Below are 20,150 nucleotides of genomic sequence, written 5' to 3'. Positions count from 1 at the left end.
CATATTATATTATTTAAAGACAAATTAAACAAGTTTCTTTAAGAGTTTTTACCTCTTGAAATCTCCTTTTTTCTAATAGATGTATCAAGTATCTTTTTTCTCATTCTAATAGTCTTAGGTGTTACCTCAACAAGTTCATCGCTTGCAATGAATTCAAGGCACTGCTCAAGAGACATTTCTGTTGGAGGAGTAAGTCTTAATGCCTCATCGGAGCCGGCAGCTCTCATATTTGAAACATGCTTCTTTTTACATACATTAACATCTATATCCTCTGCTCTTGAACATACTCCAACTATCATTCCCTGATATACTGGAGTTGAAGGCCCTATAAAAAGAGTTCCCCTCTCTTGAGCATTATAAAGTCCATAGGTTACAGCCTCACCCGTTTCAAAGGCAATAAGGGCACCCCTGCTTCTTTCTGGAACATCTCCCTTGAAGGGCTCGTATCCATAAAATATGTGATTCATAATTCCATTGCCCTTTGTATCGGTCATAAATTCATTTCTATATCCTATAAGACCTCTTGCGGGTATTTTAAATTCGAGCCTTACATATCCATTTATAGCTGATGTCATATTTACCATTTCTGCTTTTCTTACACCAAGTTTTTCCATGACAACTCCCATAAAATCCTCAGGAACATCTATTGTAAGATACTCTATAGGTTCATAAAGCTTATTATCTATTTCCTTTAAAATTACTCTCGGTTTTGAAACCTGAAACTCATATCCTTCCCTTCTCATTGTTTCAATAAGAATAGAAAGATGAAGCTCTCCTCTTCCAGAAACCTCAAAGGAATCTGTTGATTCAGTCTCTTTTACTCTAAGGCTTACATTCGTTTCAAGCTCCTTTAATAGCCTATCTCTTAAATGTCTCGATGTTACATAATCTCCTTCACGTCCTGCAAAGGGGCTGTCATTTACGCTAAAGGTCATAGAAATAGTCGGCTCATCAATATTTACAAAGGGAAGAGCCTCTGGATTTTGCACATCAGCAATAGTTTCACCAATGTTAATATCTGATATTCCAGATACTGCGACAATATCTCCTAAAGATGCTTCTTCTACTTCCTCTCTCTTAAGACCGCTGAAGCAATAAAGGGTTACAATCTTTCCGTTTCTTACTTTACCATCAGTTCCGCAAACTGCAATCTGCTGATTTTTTCTTATTTTCCCTCTTTCTATTTTTCCAATTGCAATTCTTCCTACATAATCGTTTGAATCAATAGTTGTGACAAGCATCTGAAGAGGCTCATCTATATATCCAGATGGCGCAGGTATATTGTTTATAATCGTTTCAAACAAAGGCTTCAAACTGTTTGAGTCATCAGAAAGATTAATCTTTGCAATGCCTTCCTTTGCCGAGCAGAAAACTACCGGAAACTCAATCTGCTCATCGTCTGCTCCAAGTTCGATAAAAAGCTCTAAAACCATGTCTATAACTTCTTCAGGTCTTGCATCAGCCCTGTCGATTTTATTTATTACAACTACAGGCTTTAATTTTAATTCGAGAGCTTTTCTTAAAACAAACCTCGTTTGAGGCATAGGACCCTCAAAGGAATCAACAAGAAGTACCACCCCGTCCACCATTTTTAAAACTCTTTCAACTTCTCCTCCAAAATCTGCGTGTCCTGGAGTATCTACGATATTAATTTTTATTCCATCGTACATTACAGCTGTATTTTTAGAAAGTATTGTAATTCCTCTTTCTTTTTCAAGATCATTAGAATCCATAACTCTTTCTTCAACTTTTTCATTAACCCTGAATATACCGCTTTGCTTTAACATTCCATCAACAAGCGTAGTTTTTCCATGGTCTACGTGAGCGATTATTGCAACGTTTCTGATATCATTTCTTATAATTTTCTCCATTTAAACAACCTCCAAAAATAATAGGATACTATTATTAGTATCCTATTTTCAACAATATTTAATTTTAAGCAATCTAAAGACAAATGTCAACGTTTGTATATATTTGTAACACGTTCAAAAACAGAAGATAAAATTACTCCTGCTATTCCTGCAGACACAAATTCTCCAAAACCAATAGTACCAACAGTAACTATGTATGGCATATTAGTAATTTTGCTAACCCAAATTGATACAATTAGGGCATTTAAAATTATTGGAGGAAGTACTGCAAAATATTTATTTGGCATTTTTGATGTAATATATGCTGCTAAAAAAGTTGTAAGACTTCCAAAAACAATATCAACAAGTCCTAACCCTCCAAAAACATTTGCAAGAGCACAACCTAAAAATAATCCTGGAACTGCCGATGACATATAAAAAGGAAGTATTGTCATGGCCTCTGACAATCTAAATTGAACTGCACCATAGGATATAGGTTTTAAAACAATAGTTAGTACGCAGTAAATTGCAGCTATAACTCCAGCTTCAATAATATATCTATTTTCATTTCTTTTCATTTAAAGCGCTAACCTCCATTACTTCATCAAATCGGCTCCAAAATCAATATCAACTGCATCCCCTAAAATTTTCAATATATCCTCCCAAAGCCTTGAAAATCTCATTTCAGCTTCAAGATAATTTCTCACTTCTGAATTAAGATTTATTATATTAAAAAGGTTATTTATTGATTCAATCTGTTCCTTTGAAGGTTCAATTCCTTTTAACTGCTGCGAATATAGTTCAAACTGCTTTTTTCTAAAATCATCTACCATCCTCTTATTGTTCTCATTAGAATTTATTTTTTCTGATGCTGCTTTATATTCAATTACCTCTGGTGCGGATTTTAGAGCTCTTGCAAGTTCATGAGCTTTGTCATATACATTCATTACAAAACACCTCCTATATCAATTAATTATTACCATAAATTAAAGCTTTTTTCAATACAAAAAAATTTTTTAAAAAGCCTGGTGAATAATGCACCAGGCTTAAATTATATTTCCATTATTATTGGTAATATCATAGGTTTACGTTTAGTCTTTTCATACAAATATTCTCTTAAATCATCCTTAATGCTCGACTTTATAGCTGCCCATTCGGTCACCTGATTCTTAAGGCATTTTTCAAGCGCTGCCTTAACAATATTCCTTGCTTCTTCCATAAGGTCCTCTGATTCTCTTACATATACAAATCCTCTTGATATAATATCTGGTCCAGCTATAACCTTTCCTGTTTCCTTTTCTATAGTTACTACAACGGTAAGTATACCGTCCTGAGACAAATGTTTCCTATCTCTTAATACAATATTTCCAACATCTCCAACTCCAAGTCCATCCACTAAAACCTGGCCGGCAGTTACATAACCGCTTAATCTTCCCATATTTTCATTTATTTCAAATATCTGTCCAATATCAGATATAAAAATATTTTTTTCATCCATTCCAAGCTTTTGAGCAAGCAGTGAGTGCTGTTTTAAATGTCTGTATTCTCCATGTACAGGCATAAAATATTTAGGTTTTACTAATGTATGAATCAATTTAAGTTCTTCCTGACAGGCATGCCCTGAAACATGTATATCTGCAAGGGATTCATATATTACATTAGCTCCCCTTTTAAACAATTGATTTATAACCCTTGAAATAAGTTTTTCGTTTCCAGGTATTGGAGTCGCCGAAACTATTACAAGATCATCTCTCATAATCTCAACTTTCTTATGTTCAGAAGTTGACATTCTTGCAAGGGCTGACATAGGCTCACCCTGACTTCCAGTGGTGATAATAACGATATCGCTTGGTTTATATTTTTCTATATCGTCAATATCTATAAAAAGCCCTTCTGCAAACTTTAAGTATCCCAGTTCACTGGCAACCTCAACTATGTTTTCAATGCTTCTTCCAGAAATTGCAACCTTTCTTCCATGCTTATACGCAGAATCCATTATCTGTTGTATTCTATGGATGTTTGAAGCAAAGGTAGCAACTATTATTCTTGACTTTGTTTCGCTGAAAATTTTATCAAAGGTTTCTCCAACTGTCCTTTCTGACATAGTATAACCAGGTCTTTCAATATTCGTACTATCTGCCATAAGAAGCATTACACCTTGTTTCCCAAGTTCAGCAAGTCTTGCTAAATCCATTACAACTCCATCTATTGGAGTATAATCGATTTTAAAATCTCCAGTATGAACTATTATGCCAGCAGGAGTATGTATTGCAAGGGAACAGGAGTCTGGTATGCTGTGGCAGTTTTTAATAAACTCGACTTTTATATCTCCAAAGGTGATGATATCCTTCGGCTTTACTACATTTAACGAGCAATCCCTGAGAATACCGTGCTCTTTCAGCTTTGTTTGTACAATACCAAGTGTAAGCTTAGTACCATAAACCGGCACATTCAATTGTTTTAATATATATGGAAGTGCACCTATGTGATCTTCATGACCGTGGGTTAATACTATAGCTTTTACCTTATCCTTCTGTTTTATAAGATATGAAATATCAGGTATTACAATATCAACCCCAAACATCTCTTCTTCTGGAAACATAAGTCCGGAGTCTATGACTATTATATCATTCTTATATTCAATAACAGTCATATTCTTTCCAATCTCATTAATTCCTCCGAGAGGAATTATCTTTACCTTATCTTTTTTTGACAAATATGCTTTCCCTCCTTCGTATTTATATCTATATATTACCAATAATATTTCTAAAACTATAAAAGATATAATGATTTTAACCTGCAAATCGATTAATCGTCAACTTTATCTTTATTTAATTCATTGCATTTGCTGCAAAATCCAAAAAATTTTACACTATGATTAGTTATTTTAAAGTTATACTTTTCTTCTATTTTTTCCTCAAGGGTTTCCAAAAGATCCCCCTCGACTTCTTCAACATTTCCACAATTTATACAAACGAGATGGTGATGCTGATGATCCTCTTCGTCATGTATAAGCTCATACCTATTGCATCCATCGTCAAAATTCATTCTGCAGACTACTCCCATTTTCTCTAAAAGCTGAAGCGTTCTATATACAGTTGCAAGGCCTATCTCTGGGCAGTCCTTTTTTACAATATCATAAATTTCTTCAGTAGAAAGATGTTTTCCCTCATTATCTATAATTACATCAAGCACAGCTCTTCTTTGCGGAGTGAGCTTATATCCTCCTGTCTTTAAGCGCTGCTTAAGCTTTTCTGTTTCCTCTCTTGAGAATACAACCATATTTACACCTCAATTCAAAACTATTATATTAAATTTAACATTATTTTACATGTATTGTCAAGAGATTTTCAATTGATATATAGATTCAGCTGTAGCAGCTCATTTTAAAAAATAATTTTCAGCTCATCCTTTAATACAACTTCATCTATGCTTACAGAACATCTGTAAGCCTTTACGATAACTCCCATTGAAAATGCTTTTATAAGTTTTTCCCCAAATTCCTTATCTATTTTATAGTTTGGTGTAAAACTTTTAACATAATCCATAAAAGAGATAATTACGATTGCAGCTTTATAATTATTATTAGCTAATATAAGTTCATCTATGTGTTTTTTTCCTCTTTCTGTAGGAGCATCAGGAAATTTTGCTATTCCATCCTCTTCAAAGGTAGCACATTTTACTTCTGTAAATATTCCCTCATCCTTTTTAATAAAGAAATCAAACCTGCTGTTAAAAAATTGAACCTCTCTTTTTATTTCACCTTCAGCCCAGTCAATCTCACCCGTTAAAACTGCTTCTTCAAATACCCTGTTCGCTAAAGAAGAATTAACACATATAAGATGTTGATTTTTGTATATATGCAGAAGACTGTATTTAGTCTTTCTATTAGGGTTGTTAGTCTTATTAAGTATAACCTTTGCTCCTTCATAAAGCAGCTCTTTCATTCTTCCTGTATTAGGAACATGAACCAATTCTATTTTATTATCTACCCTTACTAAAGCTTCAAACCTGTTAAGCCTTTTTATAAAAATACCTTCATTTTTTTCTCCATCTATATACATGTTAAAATTACCTCTTTTAAGTTTTATTTATATATAAAAGAAAGGATATACCAAAGGTATATCCTTATTCTTCATCTTCATCCTCAAAGTCTTCTTCACTTAACCACTCTTCGTATGCAGCTGCTACCTTTTCAAATTCATCATCGTCTTCAATAGTTGTAAGCATTTCTTCTCCATCTTCATTTTTAATCAGCTTTAATACTACTGCATCATCTTCTTCTGCTTCATTTACAGGATATAATACATAGTATTCATTACCATCAACTTCAAGAGCTGTGATGACTTCAAATTCAGTTTCTACGCCATCCTCATCAGTTAATATTACTGTGTTTTCGTTGTTTTCCATAAGAACACCTCTTTTCTAATTATAATGTTATTGTAATTATTATTTTAAAAGCTGTCAATCATTTATTTGTTAATTCTGTTAAGATACGTCTGCAGTATATATGTTGCTGCAATAGTGTCAATTACTTCCTTTCGCTTTTTTCTCGAAACATCTGCATCAATAAGCATCCTTTCAGCTGCAACCGTAGTTAACCTCTCATCCTCAAGTTCTATATCGATATTAACTCTGCTTTTTAATTTATTGCAAAAATCAGTCACTAACTGAGCTCTCGGTCCTATAGTTCCATTCATATTTTTAGGATAGCCTACTACTATTTTTTCAACTTTATACTCATCGATAATATTTATTATCTCATTAATATCCTTTTTAATACCTGTTCTTTTTATTGTTTTTATTCCCTGAGCCGTCCATCCAAAGGGATCGCTAATGGCAACTCCTATGGTTTTATCGCCTACATCAAGACCCATTATTCTCAATTTCAACCCTCCTAAACAATTTTTATGCAAAACTGCGGACAATAAGCAGAACAATAACCGCAAAGAACACACTTATCTTTATCAACCTTTGCTTTTCCCTCAACAACTTTTATTGCTTTATTTTTACATGCTCTTTCGCATTCTCCGCATCCTATGCACCAGTAATCAATGTGCAGTTTTCTATTCCTGTTTTTTAATCTTAAAAGAACATCTTCATCAGGATTTTTTCCTTCAAATATCGATATGTTAGTATATACCTCCTCTAAGGACTGCATACCAACTGCAACAGAATGTATATTAGGATTATCTAAAACAAATTTAAAACATTCCATTGATTTTGACATAAGATTTCCTCCTCCAAGAGGCTTCATAGAGTATATTCCTTTACCGCATTTATTGGCCTTCTCAACAGCTTTTAGCATATCATCTATAGTGCCGTCTATTATCCCAAGACCTTTTATGTTTATGATTGGATGAATTACATCTATCTCATCCATATCAACAGCAGCTTCAACCACTTCTACCGCATGAGTTGAAACTCCTACTGCATCTATTATTCCCATTTTTTTAGCATCAATAAGATATCTTAATGCTTCAGAGTGACCTTTTAACGTCAATCTGCTCTCCTGTTCATGAAGAGAGAATATTCCTACTTTTTTTACTCCAAGCTCTTCTAAAGCTTCCAATACGCTTTCCTTCATACCTTCATAGGTATAATCGTAGGATTTAGATGATATAACTATATTTTTATTTTTTGATATTTCCATGGCCCTTTTTATATAAGGATATGTTTTATACAGCTTTGCCGTATCTATAAAGTTTACTCCCATATCAAAAGCTGCCGCTATAACTTTTGCTCCCTCTTCAATATCCATATTGGCCTGCAGCGGACCTACAGTAAGCCCTCCAAAGCAAAGCCTTGATACCACCAAATTTGTTTTACCAAGCCTTACATATTCCAAAGCTATTCCTCCAATTCAAAATTTTAGACGGTATATTTTATACCGTCCTTTTCAAAGCTTTTTATATTAAATGCTAAAATTATTATTTATTCAGCAATTATAAATAGTCTGTCCAAATATAATTTTAAGATATTAATTTTACAGCTTAAAAAACAAATAAACTTTACTTTTAAACATAAATCATTTTTCTTCAATAAAGCTCATTAAAAGTTCCTCTAATATTTCATCTCTTTCAAGCTTTCTGATTTTAGCCCTTGCGTTTTTATAACTTGTTATATATGTAGGATCTCCTGAAAGTATATAGCCTACGATTTGATTTATAGGGTTATATCCTTTTTCCTTAAGGGCTTCATATACCTCCCTGAGTATTTCTTTTATTTTTTCGTTATTTTCCATGTCAAATTTGTACTGCATAGTACCTTCATGGCGTTCGGTCATATTAACCACACCTTTCCCATGTTTTTAACTATAAACATAATATACCACTATATTTAAATTAAATCAAATGCTATTATATATGTTTTTAAATATTGTTTTAAAATAAAAGGAGGCGGTAACCCGCCTTCTTTTATTTAATCATATTTTCAATAATAGCATATGCGCTTTCAAGAGCCATATTTACCTTTGAAACATCCTTTCCTCCGGCTTGAGCCATATCAGGCCTTCCGCCGCCGCCTCCTCCGGTTATCTTTGCAACTTCTTTTACTAAATTTCCTGCATGAACTCCTAAGGAAACTGCATCTTTACTTGCCATTGCAACAAAGGTAACCTTATCATCTTTTATGCCCGCAAGAAGAACTACAGATTTACCGAGCTTATCCCTTAATTTATCCCCTATCTCTCTTAAAGACTCTGCATCAAGTTCAAGGGATGAAAGTGCAACTTTTATTCCTTTAATCTCCTTAACGTTATTTATTATATCTGAAAGAGCTCCTAAAGCCATTTTTGACTTAAGATTTTCTATTTCTTTTTCTTTATCCTTTATTTCATGCATTAAAGATTCGCAGCGTCTTACTATATCCTTTGACGACGTTTTTAAAGCTGCTGCAACACTCTTTATTGTATCTTCTAAATGTTCCACATAATTTAATGCGCCTTTTCCTGTAACTGCTTCAATCCTTCTAACTCCTGCGGCAACTCCTCCTTCTGATATTATTTTAAACATGCCTATTGAGGAAGTATTATTAACGTGAGTACCACCGCAAAGTTCTATACTAAAATCTCCTGCTTTTACTACCCTTACGATATTTCCATATTTTTCTCCGAACAGTGCCATAGCACCCATTTTTCTTGCTTCATCTATTGACGTTTCTACAGTTTCAACCGTTAGCCCTTCCATTATCTTTTCATTTACTATATTTTCAACCTTTCTTAAATCCTCAGAAGAAATACCCTCAAAATGCGTAAAGTCAAATCTTAATCTATCCTGCGATACGAGGGAACCAGACTGTTCAACATGGCTTCCAAGAACTTTTCTTAAAGCTGCGTGAAGAAGATGGGTTGCTGTATGGTTTCTTGCAATATCAATTCTTCTGTTTCTATCAACAACAGCTTTTACCTTTGAATCAGCCTTTATACTTCCTTCTACTACTTTGCCAATATGTAATATCTTCCCATTAGAAGTCTTCTTACAGTCATAAACCTCAACTTTAAAATCTTCTCCCTCAAGGTATCCCTTATCTCCAACCTGTCCTCCCATCTCAGCATAGAATGATGTATTGTCAAGAATAATTGAAACCTCATCCCCTGCATTAGCTCTATCTACCACATCACCATTTGAAACAATAACAAGCACTTTACCCTCTGTTTTTGTATCCGTATATCCTGAAAAAGTTGTAGTTATCTCAGCTAAAAGAGTCATATATATGTCCATCTCTGTTCCCATATAATTAGTCTCTTCTCTTGCAGCTCTTGCCCTTTCTCTTTGAAGTTTCATCTCTTCATTAAATCCATTTATGTCAGCATTCATACCCTGTTCCTCAAGTATTTCGAGGGTTAATTCAAGAGGGAAGCCATAGGTATCATAAAGTTTGAAGGTTTTTTCTCCTGATAATGTATTTGCTTCTTCTTTTTTAAGTTCATCTATATACTGGTTTAATATTACTATACCTTGGTCTATAGTCTCGTCAAATCTCTCCTCCTCAAGCCTTATTACTTTCTTTATATAATCTTTTTTCTCTTCAAGCTGAGGATAGGCATCCTTTGAGTTTTCTATTACAACATCGCAAAGCTCCCATAAAAATGCTTTGTCAACTCCAAGAAGTTTTCCATGTCTTGCTGCTCTTCTTAAAAGTCTTCTTAATACATATCCTCTTCCTTCATTGGAAGGCAGTATGCCATCGCTTACCATAAAAGTAACGCTTCTTATATGGTCAGTAATAAGCCTTAAAGAAACATCTTTCTTACTGTCTTTTTTGTATTCAGTATTAGATACTCTGCATACTTCATTTAATATATTTTTCATAGTATCTATATCAAAAATACTGTTTACGCCCTGCATAATCGTTGCCATTCTTTCAAGTCCCATTCCTGTATCTATATTTGGGCTTTGAAGGCGGTTGTAATTTCCATTTTCATCCTTATCAAACTGTGTAAAAACGAGATTCCAAAATTCAATAACTCTGTCTTCTTCTCCAGCTTTTAAAAATTCTTCAAGAGTATTTATTTTCCCCTCTCCTCTGTCAAAGTGTATCTCAGAACATGGTCCACAGGGACCCTGACCTATCTCCCAGAAATTATCTTCCTTCCCGAGTCTGAAAATTCTTTCTGGTTCTATGTCAGTTTTTGTAGTCCATATATCGAAAGCCTCATCATCATCAAGATATATTGTTACATAAAGTTTATCCTTTGGAAGCTCTAAAACTTTAGTTACAAATTCCCATGCCCATGGAATTGCACTTTCTTTAAAATAGTCACCAAAGGAAAAGTTTCCAAGCATCTCAAAGAAAGTAGCATGTCTTGCTGTTTTTCCTACTCTCTCAATATCACCGGTTCTGATACATTTCTGGCATGTTGTAACTCTTCTTCTTGGAGGAACTTCTTGTCCTGTAAAGTACGGCTTTAGTGGAGCCATACCTGCATTTATAAGAAGAAGGCTTTTATCGTTTTGAGGTATAAGCGAGTAACTTGGAAGCCTTAAATGCTCCTTGCTTTCAAAAAAGGACAAATACTTTTCTCTTATTTCATTTACACCCATCCATCTCATACACAATCTCCTCCTATTTTTTAGTAAAAATAAAAGCCTTTGTCCCTATATAGGGACGAAGGCTATCTCCGCGGTACCACCCTTATTACCAAAATGGTCACTTAATGCTGTAACGGCTGCTCCGTCTCTGCCTACTCTTTTCGGCAGGAAGCTTTGGGACTGCTTCTGCTACATTTTCTAAAGGCTTTCACCTGCCGCCTTCTCTCTGAAAGAAAAACAATAGCATACTCCTTCCCTTCATCGCATTTAACTTTTTAACATTATATAAAATATATACATTTTTGTCAATTCTATTTTAAATCAGCCTATATATTTTATCTAAAATTTTAGTATAAACTCTTTATTATATAATTATACGTCACCTTAATGACTCCTGCTATGGGAATTGAAAGTATAAGCCCCCATGCTCCAAAAAATTTTCCTCCTATTAAAAGAATAACCATTATAAAGACTGGATGAATTCCAAGACTTTCTCCCATAAGTTTTGGTGCAATTATTCCGCTTTCAAATTCCTGAATTATAAAAAACACTATTGCAACAATTACAGCTTTATTTATTGACTGAGCTGATGCTGATAAAAAAGCAGGCAGGAAACCTATAATCGGTCCAAAATATGGTATAATGTTTGCAATTCCATTAACAAAAGCGATAATAAGTGGATATTTTATTTTTAGTACTACCATTGCCACAAATGTCAATATAAATATAACTATAGATAAAATTATCTGGCTTTTAATAAATCCTCCTATTACCTTATCTATCTCACTTCCAAGCTCTAATACTTTATTTCTCTCATTATATGGAATGAAAGATTTAATAAAAGATAATAAATAGTCTTTATCGGCTAAAAAATAGTAAACAAACACAGGCATTAAAATATATGTGGGAAGTTCCATTGAAAAATCTATTATTTGGTTAAAAAAACGCTTCAAATAATCAGTTATAACTAATTGTACTTTTAATATGCTGCTGTCAACTGCTGACCTCATATATTGCGGCAGAACATTATATCCTGTGCTGTTTTTATATTTATCAGCAATAACCCTATATTCATCAGCATTTTGCAAAAGGGATAGAACATCTTTAACTATGCCGGGTACAATAATAATAATCAATAAAAAAGCAAATAAAAAGAGAATTAATAAAGATAAAATAACAGCAATTTTTTTATTTACTCCCTTTGCTATAAGATAGTTAACAAAAGGATTTACAATATAGGCAATTAAAATTGAAAACAATATAGGTTTTAATATGCTCCTTGAAAAATATGCTAATATGATTAAAACAATAAAAAAAAATATTACAAAAAGCTTTTTGGAATTCATTTTTAACATAAATTTATCACCTTATTATTTTTTTTAAAGAAACGTTATTTGTTATATCCATATAATTTTCATCTACAACTATTCTTTCCTTTTCAAAAATAGTCTTTTCGTCGACTATAATAACTTTTCTTCCATCTAATATATCTTCAAAAAATCCTATTTTACATATCAATGCTTTTATTCTCCCATCAGTTTCATCAAAAATTAAATCCTTTAAATTTCCAATCCACTTTCTCTTTGTATCTATTGTTTCCATTCCAATGTAATTTTTTACAAGCATGTCTTCATGCTTTTTAAATATATGATAATCTATTTTATACAAATTTCCTTTTAAAATAAAAACATCTCTGTATTCATCTAAATCCTTAAGAACTATTAAATTAAAATTTGAATGCAAATTTTTTATTCTGATAATGTACGAACAGACTTTTAATCTTTTTATATCAATTAAACAATCTTCTATTCTTCCAATTAAATTTCCTTTATCATCAACAACTCTGCTCCCCTTAACGTCGATATACCTTTTCAAATCTACCACACCCTTTAAATTGTACAAATAATATCTTTGCTGTATAATTCTAATAGATTGTATTTGGGGTGAAACAATTGAGTAAAAAAATCTTCAACATATTTATAATATGTATTATTTGCATTGTTCCATTAATTATAACGCCTAACAGATTAGACTATTATTATCAGGCAAAGTCCTATTTAATATATGCATTATGCCTTTTCACATCAATACCGTTTTTATTTGAGTTTAATAAAGACTATTTTTCAAATAAAGCAATATATTATACTATTTTTGTTTATATATTTATTTTAGCTCTATCAACTATTTTTTCCGTAAATATAAGTCAATCTATATTTGGGAAAATATATAGATATGAAGGATTTTTAACTCTGATATGTTATTTAATAATTTTTATAATAGCTTCTTCAAAATATATTTTTTCAAAGGTTCATTTAGTTTACCTTTTCTTATCAGCAACTGTAATTTCAATTTATGGAATACTTCAGTACTTTGGATATAATATAGTAAAGGTTGATCCCATAAGAAGCAAATGGGTTAAATACGTTTATTCTACTATAGGTAATCCAAATTTTCTCGGAAGCTATTTAGTTCTTATACTTCCTATTAGCATTTATTGCTTTATAAAAAGCAATAAAATATTAAACCTTTTAATTACATGCCTTTTATACACAACGCTTTTACTCACAAATACAAGAAGCGCTTGGATTGGCTTTGCCTTATCCTTTTTATTATTAGTTATTTTTTCTATAAAGAATAAAAAAGATTTAAAAAGTCTTATTTTTATTCTATTAATAATCTTTTCTATAACTTTACTAATAAATTCATATAAAAATAATGCTTTAATAAAAAGATTTGATTCAATAGTAAGTGATGCTAAAAACGCTTCTATAGATAGTACAAAAAGCGAGTATTCCGGTTCAACAAGGATATTCATATGGAAACGGACACTAAAGCTTATACAAAATAGCCCCATAATCGGCTACGGTCCCGATACCTTTGATATAGTATTTATGAAAAATTATAAAAAGGACGTAAATAGATTGATAGGAAATATAATCATAGATAAAGCTCATAACGAGTATCTTCAAATAGCCTATGCTTCCGGTATTCCTGCACTAATTACTTATTTGCTGTTTTTAATTTTTGCAATAATAGATGCAATTAAAAACATAAACAAAAATATCCTGATAATACCGCTTTTATGCAGCATTTCAGGATATTTAATACAATCTTTTTTCAATATAAGCGTTGTATCAGTTGCACCTGTATTTTGGGCCTTTCTTGGTATATTGTGCAAATTCTCAAAGGTTAAAGAATTTCATTGATTATACCGCCGCCAACGACGATATCCTTATCATAAAACACAACTGACTGTCCCTTAGTAATAGCCCTGACAGGGCTGTCAAACTCAACAACGATGCCTTCTTTATGGGGATAAATCGTTGCAGGGGTTTCCTTTGCAGTATATCTTATTTTTGCAGTTACCCTCATATCTCCTTCAAGCTTATCAAAGGGAATGAGGTTTATATCCGTTGCGTAAAGTCTGCTTTTAAATATTTCTTCTTCTTCTCCAAGTACTACTTCATTTCTTTCAGGAATAATATCAACAACATATACAGGTTTCCCAAGGGCTATGCCAAGTCCTTTTCTTTGACCTATAGTATAGTTTGAAATACCTTTATGTTTTCCAAGCACCTTTCCTTCTCTATTAACGAAATTTCCGGGTATCACCTTTTCAGGAACTCTCTCTTTTATAAACTTCCCATAATCGTTATCGGGAATAAAGCATATCTCCTCACTGTCAGGCTTTTTTGCAACCGATAGTCCTATCTCCTGCGCTATTTCCCTAACCTTATCCTTTGTATAATCTCCGAGGGGCATTAGAGTATGTTTTAGCTGGTTCTGAGTCATATTATAAAGAACATAGGTCTGATCCTTTGAAGAATCATTAGATCTTATAAGAAGGTATCTGTTTCTATCTTCGTCTTTTTCTATTTTTGCATAGTGACCCGTTGCAATATAGTCTGCTCCTAATTGATGCGCTTTGTTTAAAAACTCATCAAACTTGATATATTTATTGCATGCAATACAAGGGTTTGGCGTTCGGCCCAAAAGGTACTCATCCACAAAATTCTGTATTACCTTTTTTTCAAATACTTCTTTAAAATTCATTACATAATAGGGTATTGAAAGGGCATCTGCAACCCTTCTTGCATCGTTAACTGCAGATAGAGAGCAGCATCCTCCTTCTCTTTCTTCAAACTCCTTGTTATAGGGCCAAACCTGCATAGTAATTCCAATAACATCGTAACCAGCTTTTAAAAGAAGATACGCAGCAACGGAGCTGTCTACTCCGCCGCTCATTCCTAAAACTACTTTTTCTTTCATCTGTTCACCTACTCATGATGATGGTCATGAACATACTCCTTATCTGCAAAAGGTTCAAGACCATTTTTTGTTCTATAGTCATTTATAGCCTTATGGATTGCTTCTTCTGCAAGAACAGAACAGTGCATTTTAACCGGTGGCAGTCCGTCGAGAGCCTCTGCAACAGCCTTATTAGTAAGGTTCCATGCTTCTTCTATAGTTTTACCTTTTATAAGCTCTGTTGCCATACTGCTCGATGCAATTGCAGCACCGCATCCAAAGGTTTTAAATTTAACATCCTTAATTATATTATTATCAACTTTTAAATATATTTTCATAATATCTCCGCAGGTTGGATTTCCAACTTCACCCACACCATCGGCATTTTCTATTTCCCCAACGTTTCTTGGATTTGTGAAATGATCCATAACTTTATCACTATACATTTATTGTTTCCCCCTTATGTTTAAATGTTTCATATAATGGTGACATATCTCTTAATCTTTGAACTATTTTAGGCAGAACTTCAAGTACATAATCTATATCCTCTTCTTTAGTTGCATCCCCAAGGGAAAGCCTTAATGAGCCATGGGCTATTTCATGGGGAAGGCCTATTGCTAAAAGTACATGAGACGGGTCGAGAGAACCTGACGAGCATGCACTTCCAGTTGAAGCACATATTCCGCTCTGGTCAAGAAGCAAAAGCAGCGATTCCCCTTCTATAAATCTAAAGCTTACATTTATATTCCCCGGCAGTCTTTTTTCAGGATGCCCATTGAGCTTAGTATGAGGTATTTTCTCCATTATTCCTTCCAAGAGCCTATCCCTCATTTTTATTATTCTTTCATTATGAGAATCTATATCACTTGTTGCAAGCTCTATTGCCTTTCCAAGTCCAACAATTCCTGGTATATTCTCGGTTCCTGCTCTTCTTTTTCTTTCCTGTCCACCGCCATGAATTAAATTTTCTATTTTAACTCCCTTTTTAATATATAAAGCTCCAACGCCCTTAGGTCCATAGAATTTATGAGCAGCTAAAGAGAGCAAATCTATATTCATATCCTTTACATCAATTTTTACATTGCCAACTGCCTGAACAGCATCTGTATGAAAATATATATTTCTTTTTTTTGCTATTTCTCCTATTTCTTTAATTGGCTCAATAGTCCCTATTTCATTATTTGCAAACATTATTGAAATTAAAATAGTTTTATCTGTTATCGCTCTTTCAAGTTCATCAAGACTAATCATTCCGTTTTCATCAACATTAAGATAAGTAATCTCAAAACCGTTCTTTTCAAGAAATTCACAGGCATGGAGTATCGCATGATGCTCTATTTTTGTAGTTATAATGTGGTTGCCTTTATCTTTATTTGCAAAAGCTATTCCTTTAAGAGCCCAGTTATCAGCCTCAGAGCCCCCTCCTGTAAAATATATTTCGTCGGCCTTTGCACCAATAGCCTTTGCAACTTTTTCCCTCGCTTCTTCTATAGCGCTTTTTGATTTCCTCGAAAAAGTATAAATAGAAGAAGGATTACCGAAATTTTCAGTGAAATACGGCATCATAGCATCAAGAACTTCAGGTTTTACGTATGTAGTTGCCGCATGGTCCATGTAAACTAATCTCTTGCCCTCCATAGTTATTCTCCCTTCTTTAAATTATTTTTAATCTCGTTGTAATCATCTATCATATCCTGCAGCGTAATCGATTCAATAACCTGATTTACACTGTCTCTTATTTTTATCCACAAAAGCCTTGTAGCACAATAACCTGTTCTTGCACAGGTAACTTCATCATCTATACATTCTGAAATTTCAATCGGGCCTTCAAGAACATTAAGTATATCCGCAACAGTTATCTCTCCTGGAGGCTTTGATAATACATATCCTCCCTGAGCTCCTCTTATGCTGTTTATAAGTCCAGCTTTTCTAAGAGGCGCAAAAAGCTGTTCCAGATAATATTCAGATATATTTTGCCTCTCTGATATGGTTTTTATAGATACAGGTTCTTCCCCATACCGGAGTGCAACTTCAAACATAGCTTTAACCCCATATCTCCCTTTTGTCGATAATTTCATTTCATACCCCTCATTTCAGAGTAATTTAGTAGGATTTACATTTATACAATAGCATACCAGAGTATTTTTGTCAACATTATTATTAAATATAAAAAAAGCTATGCAATTCTTTATGAACTGCATAGCCTCTTATTATCTATTATTTATTTCATCAAGTTCTTTAAAATTTTTCTTTAATGATGTATATAAATTCTTATATACATTATAATATGAATTATATATGCTTATATTCTTTTCAATCGGCTTTTGAACTGTACTAACCTTAATTATATTATCACAGGCATCGCTGACACTCGAGTAAATACCCGCTCCAACGCCTGCAAGTATAGCAACTCCAAGAGCCGGTCTCTCAGATGAGTTTATAGTTACAACATCTGTATTATACATATCCGCCTGCATCTGCCTCCATAAAGGACTTCTGCCTCCTCCTCCAGATGCTCTAACCTCAAGTGCTTCAATTCCCATATCCTTTATTATCTCCATACAATCCTTAAGGCTGTAGGATACTCCCTCCATAACCGCTCTCAGCATATCTCTCTTTGTATGTTTTGCTGAAAGTCCAAAGAATACTCCACGTGCATATGGATCAAGATGAGGAGTTCTCTCACCCATAAGATAAGGAAGATATATTAGCCCTTCACATCCTACTGTAGATTTTTCTGCTTCTTTTGTTAAAATCTCATATACATCAACATCCGTAAGAGATGCAACTTCTTTTTCATCGCTACAGAAATTATCCCTGAACCACTTTAAAGATAATCCTGCTCCCTGAGTTACGCCCATAACATGCCATGTATTAGGTACTGCATGACAGAAGGTATGAACTCTTCCCTTAGGGTCAATAGTTACTTTATCTGTATATGCAAAAACAACCCCTGAGGTTCCAATAGTTGATGAAATTATACCTTTCTTTACAATACCATTTCCCACAGCCCCAGCAGCCTGGTCCCCAGCTCCGCCTACAACTATTGTTCCTTCCTTAAGCCCCGTAAGTTCTGCTGCCTTTTTATTTATCTTTCCTGTAACTTCTACCGACTCATATACCTTTGCAAGAAAATCTTTGTCTATATCAAGTTTCTCCAAAACCTCATCGCTCCACCTGCGGTTTGGAACATCTAAAAGCTGCATACCGCTTGCATCTGAAACCTCAGTTGCAAATTCTCCAGTCAGCATAAATCTTATATAGTCCTTAGGTAAAAGTATCTTATAAATCTTCTCATAAATATGGGGTTCATTATTTTTAACCCACATTATCTTTGAAGCCGTAAAACCAGTTAGTGCTGGGTTTGCAGTGATTTCAATCAGTCTTTTTTCTCCAACTTTATTTGTGATTTCAACACATTCATTGCTTGTCCTCTGATCGCACCATATAATAGACGGCCTTAACACTTTATAATCTTTATCAAGCATTACAAGACCGTGCATCTGCCCTGATAATCCAACACCTTTAACATCCTCAGAGTTTACGCTGCTTTTTCTTAAAACTTCTCTAATAGATTTAACAACTGCTTCCCACCAATCCTCTGCGTTTTGCTCTGCCCATCCTGCATGGGGCTGATAAAGCGGATATTCGTAGGTTGCACTGCTAATAGTATTGCCATCTATATCAAACAAAACAGTTTTAGTACCAGACGTTCCTATATCAATACCAAGAAGATATTGCATAATAATCCCCCTTATATTATTTTTTTGTTTATATTAAATAAATTTTCAAAGGGCAGCAAAGATGCCCCCAAAATTGAAGCGTTTTCTTTAAGCCTCGATAAAAATATCTTTGTACTATTTTCATTATAAAAATTATTTTTTTGAAAAACCTTCTTAATCAAAGAATCTATTAGTACATCTTCAAATTCCACAACATCCCCGCCAATTATTATATAGTGAGGATCCAAAATCATTATCATATTTTGAAGGCCGCTGGCAAGATAGTCAGTATATTCATCAAAAATTTTAATTGCTAATTCATCATTATTCTTCAAAAGCAAATTAAAGTCTTTAATATTTATTTTCTTATTGCTATAACTTTTATATAACTCAATCAAAGCCTTAACAGAGGCATATTGTTCAAAACAGCCGTATCTCCCGCAGTTGCACCTTTTACCGTCCTTTACTATGGTCATATGCCCAAATTCTCCTGCTATTTTGTTCTTACCCTTATATAAATAATCCTGAATTACAATGCCCGTTCCGATTCCTTCTGTTATAGAAACATAAATCAGGTTTCTCATCTTTTTTGCTATCCCTATATTAAGCTCCGCATAGGCTGCAAGATTAGCTTCATTTTCTATATATATAGGCATCTTAAAAATATCCTTATATTTTTTAAAATCAATATCGCATAATTCCATGTTAGGAGCAACTTTTAAAATTAAATTTTCGTCATCTACTATTCCAGGAAGAGAAAATCCTAATCCTGTTATTTTATTTTTTTCTATTTTAAAATCTTCAATTATTCTATTTATTATTTTATTTACATTATGGATTATGCTGTCAAATTCAGATATATCATCTATAGGCATACTTTCGCTATATTTTATATCTGAAATAAGGTTCGTTAAAATAATCCTTATATTATCAGGCCTTATTTCAACACCAAAGGAATATCTTGAATCTTCAACAAACCTTACGATTACAGGTTTTCTTCCTCCTGTTGAACCTGCAACCCCTGCCTCAATGACTATTCCTTCCTCAATCAATTCATTTATTACGCTTCCAACAGTTGGAATGCTGATTTTCGTTTCCCGAGATATATCCTGTTTTGTAAGCTGCTTTTCCCTATACAAAAGATTTAATATGCTTTTCCTGTTTGATTCTCTTATTGTTTCATGATCGACATTTTGAAGTTTTATCATACTTTCACCACTTATACTATTTTGTAAACGCCATGATAAGTTGTAAAATGCTTTGAGTTTACAATTTTATCATGGCGTTTTATCATTATT

The 20,150-nt window shown here is 33.3% G+C and carries 20 protein-coding genes and 1 other annotated feature; of the genes, 1 reads left to right on the top strand and 19 read right to left on the bottom strand.

All coding sequences use genetic code 11. The annotated features are described in order from the left end of the window. Window positions 1–38 precede the first annotated feature (38 nt). The 13 genes from typA to B5D15_RS03505 all read right to left on the bottom strand — a co-directional run bounded on the left by typA (window position 39) and on the right by B5D15_RS03505 (window position 12,757). The gene (gene typA, locus B5D15_RS03565; protein ID WP_078695738.1) at window positions 39–1,871 is read right to left on the bottom strand and encodes a translational GTPase TypA; all 1,833 of its coding nucleotides are present in this window, start codon (window positions 1,869–1,871) and stop codon (window positions 39–41) included. 86 nt (window positions 1,872–1,957) lie between these two features. Next, window positions 1,958–2,428: a QueT transporter family protein gene (locus B5D15_RS03560; protein ID WP_078695737.1), complete on the bottom strand. Its 471-nt coding sequence runs from the start codon at window positions 2,426–2,428 to the stop codon at window positions 1,958–1,960. An 18-nt stretch (window positions 2,429–2,446) separates the two neighbouring features. Continuing rightward, entirely contained in the window at window positions 2,447–2,797 is a 351-nt protein-coding gene (locus B5D15_RS03555; protein WP_078695736.1) for a YlbF/YmcA family competence regulator, read from the bottom strand. Window positions 2,798–2,901: 104 nt separating this feature from the next. Beyond that, complete coding sequence (locus B5D15_RS03550) at window positions 2,902–4,566, bottom strand: ribonuclease J (protein ID WP_078695735.1); 1,665 nt, start codon at window positions 4,564–4,566, stop codon at window positions 2,902–2,904. Window positions 4,567–4,658: 92 nt separating this feature from the next. Next, window positions 4,659–5,132, bottom strand: a complete 474-nt coding sequence (locus B5D15_RS03545; protein ID WP_078695734.1) for a Fur family transcriptional regulator — start codon at window positions 5,130–5,132, stop codon at window positions 4,659–4,661. A gap of 104 nt (window positions 5,133–5,236) precedes the next feature. Beyond that, window positions 5,237–5,914 (bottom strand): DNA/RNA nuclease SfsA, encoded by a 678-nt coding sequence (sfsA, locus tag B5D15_RS03540; protein WP_078695733.1) that lies wholly within the window; start codon window positions 5,912–5,914, stop codon window positions 5,237–5,239. 64 nt (window positions 5,915–5,978) lie between these two features. Next, on the bottom strand, window positions 5,979–6,260 hold the full coding sequence (locus B5D15_RS03535; RefSeq protein WP_078695732.1) for a DUF1292 domain-containing protein: 282 nt from the start codon (window positions 6,258–6,260) through the stop codon (window positions 5,979–5,981). Between the two features lie 62 nt (window positions 6,261–6,322). Then, window positions 6,323–6,736: a Holliday junction resolvase RuvX gene (ruvX, locus tag B5D15_RS03530; protein WP_078695731.1), complete on the bottom strand. Its 414-nt coding sequence runs from the start codon at window positions 6,734–6,736 to the stop codon at window positions 6,323–6,325. Window positions 6,737–6,747: 11 nt separating this feature from the next. After that, the gene (locus tag B5D15_RS03525; RefSeq protein ID WP_078695730.1) at window positions 6,748–7,698 is read right to left on the bottom strand and encodes an aldo/keto reductase; all 951 of its coding nucleotides are present in this window, start codon (window positions 7,696–7,698) and stop codon (window positions 6,748–6,750) included. Window positions 7,699–7,878: 180 nt separating this feature from the next. Further along, a complete protein-coding gene (locus B5D15_RS03520; RefSeq protein ID WP_078695729.1) occupies window positions 7,879–8,136 on the bottom strand; it encodes an IreB family regulatory phosphoprotein in 258 nt (85 codons plus the stop codon). A gap of 130 nt (window positions 8,137–8,266) precedes the next feature. Continuing rightward, window positions 8,267–10,903 carry an alanine--tRNA ligase gene (alaS, locus tag B5D15_RS03515; protein WP_078695728.1) on the bottom strand — a complete coding sequence of 879 codons (2,637 nt, stop codon included), beginning with the start codon at window positions 10,901–10,903 and terminating at the stop codon, window positions 8,267–8,269. A gap of 48 nt (window positions 10,904–10,951) precedes the next feature. After that, window positions 10,952–11,153 (bottom strand) — a binding site (T-box leader). Window positions 11,154–11,229: 76 nt separating this feature from the next. Continuing rightward, window positions 11,230–12,237, bottom strand: a complete 1,008-nt coding sequence (locus B5D15_RS03510) for an AI-2E family transporter (RefSeq protein WP_078695727.1) — start codon at window positions 12,235–12,237, stop codon at window positions 11,230–11,232. A gap of 7 nt (window positions 12,238–12,244) precedes the next feature. Further along, window positions 12,245–12,757, bottom strand: coding sequence for a PRC-barrel domain-containing protein (locus B5D15_RS03505; RefSeq protein ID WP_078695726.1), 513 nt, complete (start codon window positions 12,755–12,757; stop codon window positions 12,245–12,247). A 77-nt stretch (window positions 12,758–12,834) separates the two neighbouring features. On the opposite strand from B5D15_RS03505, the gene B5D15_RS03500 reads away from it, so the two are divergent. Further along, the gene (locus tag B5D15_RS03500) at window positions 12,835–14,088 is read left to right on the top strand and encodes an O-antigen ligase family protein (protein WP_179122179.1); all 1,254 of its coding nucleotides are present in this window, start codon (window positions 12,835–12,837) and stop codon (window positions 14,086–14,088) included. On the opposite strand, the gene mnmA is transcribed toward B5D15_RS03500, so the two are convergent. From mnmA to B5D15_RS03470, 6 genes are all read right to left on the bottom strand, one after another. Next, window positions 14,072–15,151 carry a tRNA 2-thiouridine(34) synthase MnmA gene (gene mnmA, locus B5D15_RS03495; RefSeq protein WP_078695724.1) on the bottom strand — a complete coding sequence of 360 codons (1,080 nt, stop codon included), beginning with the start codon at window positions 15,149–15,151 and terminating at the stop codon, window positions 14,072–14,074. The two genes, B5D15_RS03500 and mnmA, sit on opposite strands and share 17 nt — an antisense overlap. Window positions 15,152–15,159: 8 nt before the next feature. Continuing rightward, window positions 15,160–15,576, bottom strand: coding sequence for a Fe-S cluster assembly scaffold protein NifU (gene nifU / locus B5D15_RS03490; RefSeq protein ID WP_078695723.1), 417 nt, complete (start codon window positions 15,574–15,576; stop codon window positions 15,160–15,162). Continuing rightward, window positions 15,569–16,768 (bottom strand): cysteine desulfurase NifS, encoded by a 1,200-nt coding sequence (gene nifS, locus B5D15_RS03485; RefSeq protein WP_078695722.1) that lies wholly within the window; start codon window positions 16,766–16,768, stop codon window positions 15,569–15,571. The genes nifU and nifS overlap by 8 nt, the downstream gene beginning before the upstream one ends. A gap of 2 nt (window positions 16,769–16,770) precedes the next feature. Beyond that, complete coding sequence (locus tag B5D15_RS03480) at window positions 16,771–17,208, bottom strand: RrF2 family transcriptional regulator (RefSeq protein ID WP_078695721.1); 438 nt, start codon at window positions 17,206–17,208, stop codon at window positions 16,771–16,773. Window positions 17,209–17,340: 132 nt separating this feature from the next. Further along, complete coding sequence (gene xylB / locus B5D15_RS03475) at window positions 17,341–18,873, bottom strand: xylulokinase (protein WP_078695720.1); 1,533 nt, start codon at window positions 18,871–18,873, stop codon at window positions 17,341–17,343. Between the two features lie 11 nt (window positions 18,874–18,884). Then, window positions 18,885–20,060: an ROK family transcriptional regulator gene (locus B5D15_RS03470; RefSeq protein ID WP_078695719.1), complete on the bottom strand. Its 1,176-nt coding sequence runs from the start codon at window positions 20,058–20,060 to the stop codon at window positions 18,885–18,887. Between the last annotated feature and the right edge of the window lie 90 nt (window positions 20,061–20,150).

The sequence above is a fragment of the Caloramator quimbayensis genome, assembly GCF_900167605.1.
Taxonomy (GTDB): Bacteria; Bacillota; Clostridia; order Clostridiales; family Caloramatoraceae; genus Caloramator_B; species Caloramator_B quimbayensis.
The sequence above is the reverse complement of the archived record's forward strand: the minus strand, read 5'-3'. Positions and strand labels throughout refer to the sequence as shown.

What these genes read in the sequence shown, in the direction of transcription:
- typA (WP_078695738.1), bottom strand. Translation starts at nt 1,871, where the DNA reads ATGGAGAAAATTATAAGAAATGATATCAGAAACGTTGCAATAATCGCT.
- B5D15_RS03560 (WP_078695737.1), bottom strand. Translation starts at nt 2,428, where the DNA reads ATGAAAAGAAATGAAAATAGATATATTATTGAAGCTGGAGTTATAGCT.
- B5D15_RS03555 (WP_078695736.1), bottom strand. Translation starts at nt 2,797, where the DNA reads ATGAATGTATATGACAAAGCTCATGAACTTGCAAGAGCTCTAAAATCC.
- B5D15_RS03545 (WP_078695734.1), bottom strand. Translation starts at nt 5,132, where the DNA reads ATGGTTGTATTCTCAAGAGAGGAAACAGAAAAGCTTAAGCAGCGCTTA.
- sfsA (WP_078695733.1), bottom strand. Translation starts at nt 5,914, where the DNA reads ATGTATATAGATGGAGAAAAAAATGAAGGTATTTTTATAAAAAGGCTT.
- B5D15_RS03535 (WP_078695732.1), bottom strand. Translation starts at nt 6,260, where the DNA reads ATGGAAAACAACGAAAACACAGTAATATTAACTGATGAGGATGGCGTA.
- B5D15_RS03520 (WP_078695729.1), bottom strand. Translation starts at nt 8,136, where the DNA reads ATGACCGAACGCCATGAAGGTACTATGCAGTACAAATTTGACATGGAA.
- alaS (WP_078695728.1), bottom strand. Translation starts at nt 10,903, where the DNA reads ATGAGATGGATGGGTGTAAATGAAATAAGAGAAAAGTATTTGTCCTTT.
- B5D15_RS03510 (WP_078695727.1), bottom strand. Translation starts at nt 12,237, where the DNA reads ATGTTAAAAATGAATTCCAAAAAGCTTTTTGTAATATTTTTTTTTATT.
- mnmA (WP_078695724.1), bottom strand. Translation starts at nt 15,151, where the DNA reads ATGAAAGAAAAAGTAGTTTTAGGAATGAGCGGCGGAGTAGACAGCTCC.
- nifU (WP_078695723.1), bottom strand. Translation starts at nt 15,576, where the DNA reads ATGTATAGTGATAAAGTTATGGATCATTTCACAAATCCAAGAAACGTT.
- nifS (WP_078695722.1), bottom strand. Translation starts at nt 16,768, where the DNA reads ATGGAGGGCAAGAGATTAGTTTACATGGACCATGCGGCAACTACATAC.
- B5D15_RS03480 (WP_078695721.1), bottom strand. Translation starts at nt 17,208, where the DNA reads ATGAAATTATCGACAAAAGGGAGATATGGGGTTAAAGCTATGTTTGAA.
- xylB (WP_078695720.1), bottom strand. Translation starts at nt 18,873, where the DNA reads ATGCAATATCTTCTTGGTATTGATATAGGAACGTCTGGTACTAAAACT.
- B5D15_RS03470 (WP_078695719.1), bottom strand. Translation starts at nt 20,060, where the DNA reads ATGATAAAACTTCAAAATGTCGATCATGAAACAATAAGAGAATCAAAC.